The sequence below is a fragment of the Colwellia sp. D2M02 genome (assembly GCF_018860755.1).
GTDB lineage: Bacteria > Pseudomonadota > Gammaproteobacteria > Enterobacterales > Alteromonadaceae > Colwellia > Colwellia asteriadis.
In genome coordinates, this window is record NZ_JAHKPW010000090.1 from 63,959 (window position 1) to 72,230 (window position 8,272).

The following is an 8,272-nucleotide window of genomic DNA, read 5'->3' on the forward strand; positions in this document are numbered from 1 at the left end:
GCATATTTACCATCACTGTCTAAACCTGGAGTCAGTATGATTAACGTAACAATAAACAAAAAAGCCATTGAACTTGATGTCGACCCACAAATGCCGCTGCTATATGCTTTGCGCGATGAATTACAACTTACTGGCACCAAGTTTGGTTGCGGTGCAGGGCAATGTGGCGCTTGTACCGTACACTTAAATGGTCAAGCAATTCGTTCATGTATTACCCCAATATCTGCTGTTGCCAACCAAAAAATTACCACAATTGAAGGGTTAGATGAGCATAATAACGACAAAGTACAAATTGCTTGGCGTGAATACAAAGTCCCTCAGTGTGGTTATTGTCAAAGCGGACAAATAATGAGTGCCAGCGCATTATTGGCGAAAACAGCAAACCCAAGCGATAAACAAATTGATGATTTTATGCAAGGCAATATTTGTCGCTGCGGTACTTATAAGCGCATTAAAGCAGCGATAAAATCTGCGGCAAATAGTGAGCCTTCTGCTAATGAGACTTTAGTTAAGGAGAATCGCTAATGACTGCTATTGAAAACGTCAGTCGACGTAATTTTATTAAAGCGGCAGGCATCACCAGTGGTGGTTTTATTTTAGGTATTAACTTACCCTTATCCGCTAAAACACTAGACCCAGCCAAAGCAGCAGCTAGTACCTTGAACTTCTTTGTTAGTATCGCGATCGATGGCATTGTTTCTATTGTTTGTCACCGCAGTGAAATGGGCCAAGGAATTCGCACCAGCGTACCACAAATTATTGCCGATGAATTAGGTGCCAATTGGGACAAAGTAAATGTAGTGCAAGCAAAGGCCGATGCTAAATATGGCTCTCAAGGCACTGCAGGCTCAGCTTCTATTCGCAGTCATTTCACTACCATTCGTCAAATGGGTGCAATTGCCCGCGATATGTTAGAGCAAGCCGCAGCTTCAATTTGGCAAGTCGATAAATCAGCAGTCAAAGCAGGAAATCATGTCGTTACGCACAGTGCAACAGGCCAGCAAATATCTTTTGCTGAATTAGCGCCCCATGCTGCTAAATTAACGCCACCAGATGCCAAAAACGTAACCTTAAAAAACACCAAAGATTTCTCCTTAATTGGTAAAGATGTTAGCTTGACAGATCTTAATGAAATAGTGGCAGGACAAGCGACATACGCACAAGATATTCAATTACCGAATATGCTAATCGCCACTATTGTGCGCCCTCCTGTTGTTGGTGGAAAAGTACTGTCGTTTGATGCAAGCCAAGCTAAAAAAATTAAAGGCGTTGTTGATGTTATCGCCTTAAAGCCGCGCTCTATCCCCGTGGCAACCAACCCGTTATCTGGCGTTGCGGTATTAGCGACTAACACTTGGGCAGCGCTTGAAGGTAGAAAAAAACTCACCGTTGAGTGGGACTTAGGTGCTAACAGCACACACAGTAGCGAAAGTCACAAACAGGCGTTAGTTAAAAAAGTTAATCAACAAGGTAGTGTTGCCGCCCATAAAGGTGATATTTACACCCATCAATATCAAAGCGAAAACACTCTAGAAGCCACATATACTGTGCCTTACAATAATCACTCACCCATGGAAACTCCGGCGGCAACGGCAATAGTTACCGATGAAAAATGTACTATTTGGGCGGGTACTCAAAACCCACAATGGGCACAAGGTATTGTCGCTACAGAGCTAGGCTATAGCCAAGAAGAGCATCATAAAATAGAATTGAACATTACTTTAATGGGTGGTGCATTTGGCCGAAAATCAAAAGCCGACTTTATTGTTGAGGCGGTTGAGTTAGCTAAGGCAACTAAACGACCTGTTAAAGTTATTTGGAGTCGCGAAGACGATATTCAACATGGTTACTATCAGTCTATTGCCGCCAATTATCATAAAGCAGAATTAACCGCTAGCGGCAGCGCCGATTTTTGGATAAGCCGAGTAGCTTACCCTCCTATTGGCTGGCTATGGAATGCCGACTTAAAAAGCCCACAACCTAATGATTTAGCACTAGGCTTTGGCGATATTCCTTTCGCACTTAATAACCTTAGCCTTGAAACACAAGAGTCAGAATCTTACGTTAGACCTGGCTGGTTACGCTCTGTTGCCTGTATTAATAATGGTTTTGCTTTGGGTTCTTTTGTTGATGAACTTGCTGTCAAAGCTAACTTATCAACACGACAAATGTGGCTTAACTTACTTGGCGATGACCGTCATGTTAACCCCTCTGAAAATAACTATGAGTACAGCAATTACAATTTAGCGATGACCGAGCACCCGCTTGATACTAAGCGCATGAAAAGCCTTATTAATTTAATTTGTGATAAAGCTGAAGTAGAGAAACCATTACCTAAAAACCAAGGTTGGGGTATTAGCTTTTTACGTAGCTTCGGCTCTTTTGTGGCAGCAGCCACTAAGGTGGAGGTGACTAACAATAAAGTAACAGTATTAGCCATGCATACTGCGATTGACTGCGGCATTGTCGTAACCCCTGATCGCGTTACTGCACAAATGGAAGGTGCCATGATCATGGGCTTATCAATTGCTTTAATGGGAGAAATTTCTGTTAAAGATGGCGTGGTAGAACAAAGTAATTTTCATGATGCTCCTGTTACTCGTATACACCAAGTACCTGAATTATATGTACACATTGTGCAATCTGACGCTCCTCCAGGTGGAGTTGGTGAGCCAGGAGTACCGCCTATTATACCGAGTATTACTAACGCTATTTACCACGCCAGTAATATTCGTATTAGAGACTTACCAGTAAACAAAGTATTGACGGTTTAAACGTCACGTTACTTATTTCCTACCTGAAAGAGCAGCGCTGGCTTGTTGTGTATAACACTAAGCCAGCGCGATCCAGCTAAATATAAACACTGCCACTTATCTCTGAGAATTGTCTAAAGCACTCTTTTCATTTACTCCAAGTCACTTCCACTAAGCTCGCTTACCTTAAACTCTCTGACCTTAAACTAAAAATATTGCAAATGATAATAGTTAGCATTACAATTCGTGGCGTTTATTTATATCCACATATTCATTGGCGAATAATTTTAGAAATCCACTCACAAGCTAACGCTTGAAGGTTAGAAATATCATCATGAGAAAGTACATCAGTGAAATAATAAGTGTGTTAATCGCACTTGTGTTGTTTGCATTCCTTGCCAGCAATAACGCATTTGCCACAACCAATAAAGTAAAACAAACCGACAAGCTCATTCAACAATGGCTAGCAATAGAGCAACAACGCAATGCCATACTTAATGATTGGCACCAGCAAAAGCCTTTGTTAGAGCAACGCTTATTACTATTAAAGCAAGAGCAAAAACAACTTAAACAAAACCTCACTTCCGCTAATGAAAGCGATAATGAAGTAGAAAAAAAACGTGCTCAGTTGCTTGAGTCGCAAAACACCATGGAAGCTATGCAGGCTGAATTAGACAAATCTTTAATCAGCTATTATCAAATTGTTGCTCAGGTTCACCCTCAACTACCACCACCGCTTTATCAAGCATGGCATAACAAACTCACCTCGACTGAACTGCTTGAGGCCGATACCACCACAAAACTAAACACTTTATTGGAGTTACTTGAGCAGCTGAATGACTTTGAACAACGTATTAGTCATGCTCAATCTGCTTTAACACTAAGCAATGCCCAAGGCGAAAAAGAAGTAATGGTACACCAACTTTATATTGGCCTATCACAAGCCTGGTATGTGTCGCTAGACGGCTCCTTTGTTGGCCGTGGTGTACCTGAAAAGTCAGGATGGCGCTGGATTGCAGATGACCAGGTAAATGCTGAAACCGTACTTAACGCCATTGCCATGATAGAACGACGCAGTGAAGCTAAATTTTTACAATTACCGATTAGCTTATCAACACAAAATGCAACTGCCGCGGTGAGTAACTAATGACTAAAAAAATAATTTTAACCACTATGTTAATGGCACTCTCAATTTCTGCTTTTGCTGCTACTGAAGATAATAGCAAAGTCATCAACGGCTTATTAAGCGATATAAAATCAGCACAAAGTAAACTAGAAAGCAGCCAAAAAAAACTCACTAAATCACGCGAAAAACTGGCAGTTCAAGTACGAGAGCAAGAACAGTTGGTTGCCAAACTGCGTGAAAAGTCAGCAGTATCTCAACGTCTGCAAGATGAAAAAACCTTAAGCTTGCAACAATTACAAAACCGTTTAAAAACATGGACAGAGCAAAAACAATATCAGCAAAATATCCTGAGCCGCTTTAACCACAATATGTCACAACAGCCATTTAGCACCCAAGCTGCCCCAGAAGAAAAGCTTGCTTGGCTTACTGAGCATTTAAATGGTATTGATAACCGTATTAACCCAACATGGCAAAGTAAAAAAGTGGTGATGCCAAATGGCGAGTTAAATACTGCAAAGGTGCTCGCTTTAGGGCCAGTTAAAGTATTTGCCAATGAAGCAAGCAATACCGCGGGTTTTGTTAGCATGATCGACAGCGACAATGTTAGCGAGCCTAACAGCGCACTATTAAAAGCAGAGTTAGTATTAGCAACAGATGAAAGCGCAGGCTTATTCGCCCTAATGAATACCGGCAGTGGCACTATTTCATTTGATCCGACCTTAACCCGCGCTTTTAAAATTAATAGTCAAAAAGAAACCATTATTGACCATATAGGTAAAGGCGGCATATGGATTTTCCCTATTGTAGCCTTTGGTGTTTTCGCCTTAATTATTGCCCTATTAAAAGCCATACAGTTTGTTCGATTACCAAGCTTAATTCCTGCCTTTAATGAACGTTTTGCGCAACTCGAAAAAATTACTAATGCTGAAGATAAAATAGCAGCACAACAAAGTTTATTCGCCCAAGCACAAGGTATGCAAGCAAAGTTGATTGAGATTGCTCTCAATACTGAAATTGGTCAAAAGCGTGATGACCGACTGTTTTCTAATTTACTTGGCAGTAAACACAAACTGGAATATTGGTTAGGTGCCATAGCCATTACCGCTGCGGTTTCACCTTTACTCGGTTTACTCGGTACGGTTAGTGGCATGATTGAAACATTCAAGCTCATGACCCTATTTGGTGCTGGCGATCCGGCGGCAGTATCAGGTGGTATTTCACAAGCACTAGTTACCACCGAGCTTGGTTTAGTGGTTGCTATTCCAGCATTATTATTGCACGCCTTGCTTTCTCGACGCGTTAAAACCTATTACGGCGCACTAGAATCTTGTGGCGTTAATTTAAGCCAGCTCAATAACGATAAATAAGCGAGAAAAATCATGTCATTTAATTCGTTTGATCACCCAGTAGTATGGAGCATTTTAGCTTTAGGTTTTGTTTGTTATCAGCTCTTAACCTATTACATTATTCGTGTTTATTCTGGTAATTATCAACTGAAAAACGCTTCGTGGATTTCCTCCGCTGAAATTTTTATTGGTGCCTTACCGTTACTAGGTTTGCTAGGCACCATTAGCGGCTTACTTGATACCTTTCATGCCATGTCACAGGGTGAAACTCTTGATCAAGCCGGTGCATTAAGCCAAGGCATCGCCGATGCGTTATGGACCACACAGCTCGGCTTGGTTGTAGCAATACCCGCTTGGTTACTACTAGGGCACATCAAGCATTTAATCTCTAAACAAGGAGTTGCTTATGCGCGCTAATTTGCAACAACGCTTAGAGCAAACACACAACGGTATTGATTTATCACCATTGCTCGATGTGGTTTTTATCTTATTAATATTTTTTATTGTTACCTCAGTTTTTGTGAAAGAAACCGGCGTAGAAGTAGACAAGCCACAAGCGGTATCTGCACAACGTTTAGAAAATACCGTCATTATGTTAGCCATTACCAATAAAGGAGATGTGGTTTATGACAGTACTTCTATTGGCGTGGCAGGAGTGCGTAATACCATTTCTCAATTATTAAAAGTGAGAGAAAGAGCGGTAGTTATTCAAGCCGACAAACAAGTAATGACCGAGTTGTTAGTCGAAGTGATTGATGAAGCGAAACTCGCTGGTGCTAGCACAGTTAACATTGCCACAGCAATTTAAGGCAACATGATGACTTCTGCGCTAAACAGCACAAAAACAGCATTAAAAGCAATAACTCAGCGAAAACCTAATCGTTTTCATTTTGTTGCTTTTATTGCCAGCAGTGTCTTAATGATAATGGCGTTACTGGGTATTCTAGCCAGTAACTGGTTTGCTAATGAATACGAGCCTAAAGTAATGGTACGCAAAGTTAATCAAGCTTTTACGCCACCACCACCTCCGCCGCCACCTGTTAATAGACAAACCAGTGAAGCCCAGCCCACTATTGATCTAAGTGCTGCAGGTGAAGGGCCGTCGTTGGCCATTGCCGACATTAAAATAAAGCAAAATTTTGATCCTATGTTATCGCCACCTGAGATGAATCACAGTGCTAATGATTTTGAGCTTGATCTAGCCGTTGATTGGCAAGCATTTGGCTTAGGTGAGCTAGACAGCATTCCCGTGCTATTAACCCAAATAAAAACTGCGTTTCCGCGAAGTTTGGCACGCAAAGGTATCAAAAAAGCCAAAGTAGCACTCGATGTTTTTATCGACGAGCAAGGCAGTATCACCTTGGTGGGTATTAAAGAAATGCCTTATGAAGAGTTATCTGACGCTATTAACAAAATTATTCGCGATTCGCGTTTTTCGGTACCAACTAAAAACGGGCAAGCAGTACGTGCTCGCTTTATTTGGCCAGTGGAGTTTAAAAAAACATGAAAACACATTTTTTCCCCTCAATAATTATTTCGGCTTTCGTGTTATGCACTAGCCTTAGTTACAGTAATAGCAGCTTAGCGTTAGTACAACACAGTTCAACGGATAATAAGCCGCTAGCAATCAACAATATTCATATTGAACAACTTGCTCCTGTATGGACCATTCAAACCGGTAATAACCCATTGTTAGAGCGTGATGCCAAGTTGCTTCCAGCTGAACAAAGCCTCGCGTTAACTTTGCGCCCGCTCCTTGATCAAAAAAAATATCAAGCAGCCTTAAATGCCATTGAAACAAGTAGCCATGAAGATTACGAGCCAGAGCCTATTCTTTCGTTAAGCCCTGCACTATTACAGGTTAAAGGACAAATTTACTTATCGTTAAAAGAATATGAACTTGCTAAAAGTACATTTATTGAAGCGGTAACTTTGTTACCTGATTTTATTCGCGCCCATAAAAATCTCGCAGTTATTTATATCAAACAACAAAATTATCAAGCAGCACGTAAGCATTTAATCAAAACGATTGAGTTAGGCGAAGGTGATGCACAGCTCTTTGGCTACTTGGCGTATATTAACTTACAGCTCAATACACCATGGTCTGCCATTGCCGGATATCAACAAGCGCTATTACTTGAGCCAGATAACAGCCAATGGCAGCAAGGGTTGTTATATAGCTTAATTAAAGCAAAAGATAATCACGCTGCCAAAGCAATGCTCAATGAGATGCTACAGAAATCACCAAACGATATGCGTTTGTGGTTACAACGTAGCCGTATATCACTTGATGACAATACACCTCTTGATGCTTTAATGAGTATGGAAATGGCGTTACGTTTAGGTAACACTGACGCGGATAATTTAATTGCCGCAGCACAGCTACATTTGAACCACGGTAGTGTCAGTAGAGCTGCTGAATTAATGTCACAACTACTGCGCCAATGGCAGCAAAAAGGTAGCTATAAAGCCACAGAGAACAGTGAGCACTTTGATGCGATTGAGTCGGTTATTGCCTGGCTAATTTATGAAAAGCATTGGTCTGAGGCTAAACCATTATTAAAACACACAGAGCAATACGCCAATAAAATCACAGGTACACAACAAAGTCAGCTTAAATTGCACCGCGCAAGTATGCCTGGTAATAGTGCAACGCAAACCACGCGTTTATATGAACAAGCGATTAAACTCGACCCAAGCAATGGTCAGGCATTAATTGCCCTAGCAGAACATTATCAGCAGCAAAATGATTACACTCAAGCACAACTACTTTTTGTTAGAGCGGCTAGCATTGAGGGCTTCGCAGAACGTGCTTATATTGGTCATGCTCAAGTATATATTGAACAAAAGAATTACGACCAAGCTGCAGTATTATTACGTAAAGCATTGAAACTTAATCCAACACGCCAAGATTTAGTGCAAAACATTCGTTTACTAGATCGCATGAACACCAACCAAATTTAGGTTGGTAGCTCACCTGAACTCGGTTTAAGAGACTATTAAAGTACTGATATATAATAAAAATTGTCTTTCTGAATCGCTAGCTT

Annotated in this window: 8 protein-coding genes; all 8 read left to right on the forward strand. The window is 41.0% G+C overall.

Annotated features, from left to right (window positions below; translation table 11 throughout):
• Positions 1 to 36 precede the first annotated feature (36 nt).
• The 8 genes from KO495_RS17175 (at position 37) to KO495_RS17210 (ending at position 8,189) form a co-directional block, all read left to right on the forward strand.
• Positions 37 to 525 carry a (2Fe-2S)-binding protein gene (locus KO495_RS17175; protein WP_215981637.1) on the forward strand — a complete coding sequence of 163 codons (489 nt, stop codon included), beginning with the start codon at positions 37 to 39 and terminating at the stop codon, positions 523 to 525.
• Positions 525 to 2,774, forward strand: coding sequence for a molybdopterin cofactor-binding domain-containing protein (locus KO495_RS17180; RefSeq protein ID WP_215981638.1), 2,250 nt, complete (start codon positions 525 to 527; stop codon positions 2,772 to 2,774). Before KO495_RS17175 ends, KO495_RS17180 begins: the two co-directional genes overlap by 1 nt.
• Before the next feature lie 313 nt (positions 2,775 to 3,087).
• The gene (locus KO495_RS17185) at positions 3,088 to 3,900 is read left to right on the forward strand and encodes a DUF3450 family protein (RefSeq protein ID WP_215981639.1); all 813 of its coding nucleotides are present in this window, start codon (positions 3,088 to 3,090) and stop codon (positions 3,898 to 3,900) included.
• The gene (locus KO495_RS17190; protein WP_215981640.1) at positions 3,900 to 5,246 is read left to right on the forward strand and encodes a MotA/TolQ/ExbB proton channel family protein; all 1,347 of its coding nucleotides are present in this window, start codon (positions 3,900 to 3,902) and stop codon (positions 5,244 to 5,246) included. The genes KO495_RS17185 and KO495_RS17190 overlap by 1 nt, the downstream gene beginning before the upstream one ends.
• Positions 5,247 to 5,258: 12 nt before the next feature.
• The gene (locus tag KO495_RS17195; protein ID WP_215981641.1) at positions 5,259 to 5,642 is read left to right on the forward strand and encodes a MotA/TolQ/ExbB proton channel family protein; all 384 of its coding nucleotides are present in this window, start codon (positions 5,259 to 5,261) and stop codon (positions 5,640 to 5,642) included.
• Positions 5,632 to 6,033: a biopolymer transporter ExbD gene (locus KO495_RS17200; protein ID WP_215981642.1), complete on the forward strand. Its 402-nt coding sequence runs from the start codon at positions 5,632 to 5,634 to the stop codon at positions 6,031 to 6,033. The genes KO495_RS17195 and KO495_RS17200 overlap by 11 nt, the downstream gene beginning before the upstream one ends.
• 9 nt (positions 6,034 to 6,042) lie before the next feature.
• Positions 6,043 to 6,732, forward strand: coding sequence for an energy transducer TonB (locus tag KO495_RS17205; RefSeq protein ID WP_215981643.1), 690 nt, complete (start codon positions 6,043 to 6,045; stop codon positions 6,730 to 6,732).
• On the forward strand, positions 6,729 to 8,189 hold the full coding sequence (locus tag KO495_RS17210; protein WP_215981644.1) for a tetratricopeptide repeat protein: 1,461 nt from the start codon (positions 6,729 to 6,731) through the stop codon (positions 8,187 to 8,189). Before KO495_RS17205 ends, KO495_RS17210 begins: the two co-directional genes overlap by 4 nt.
• Positions 8,190 to 8,272 lie beyond the last annotated feature (83 nt).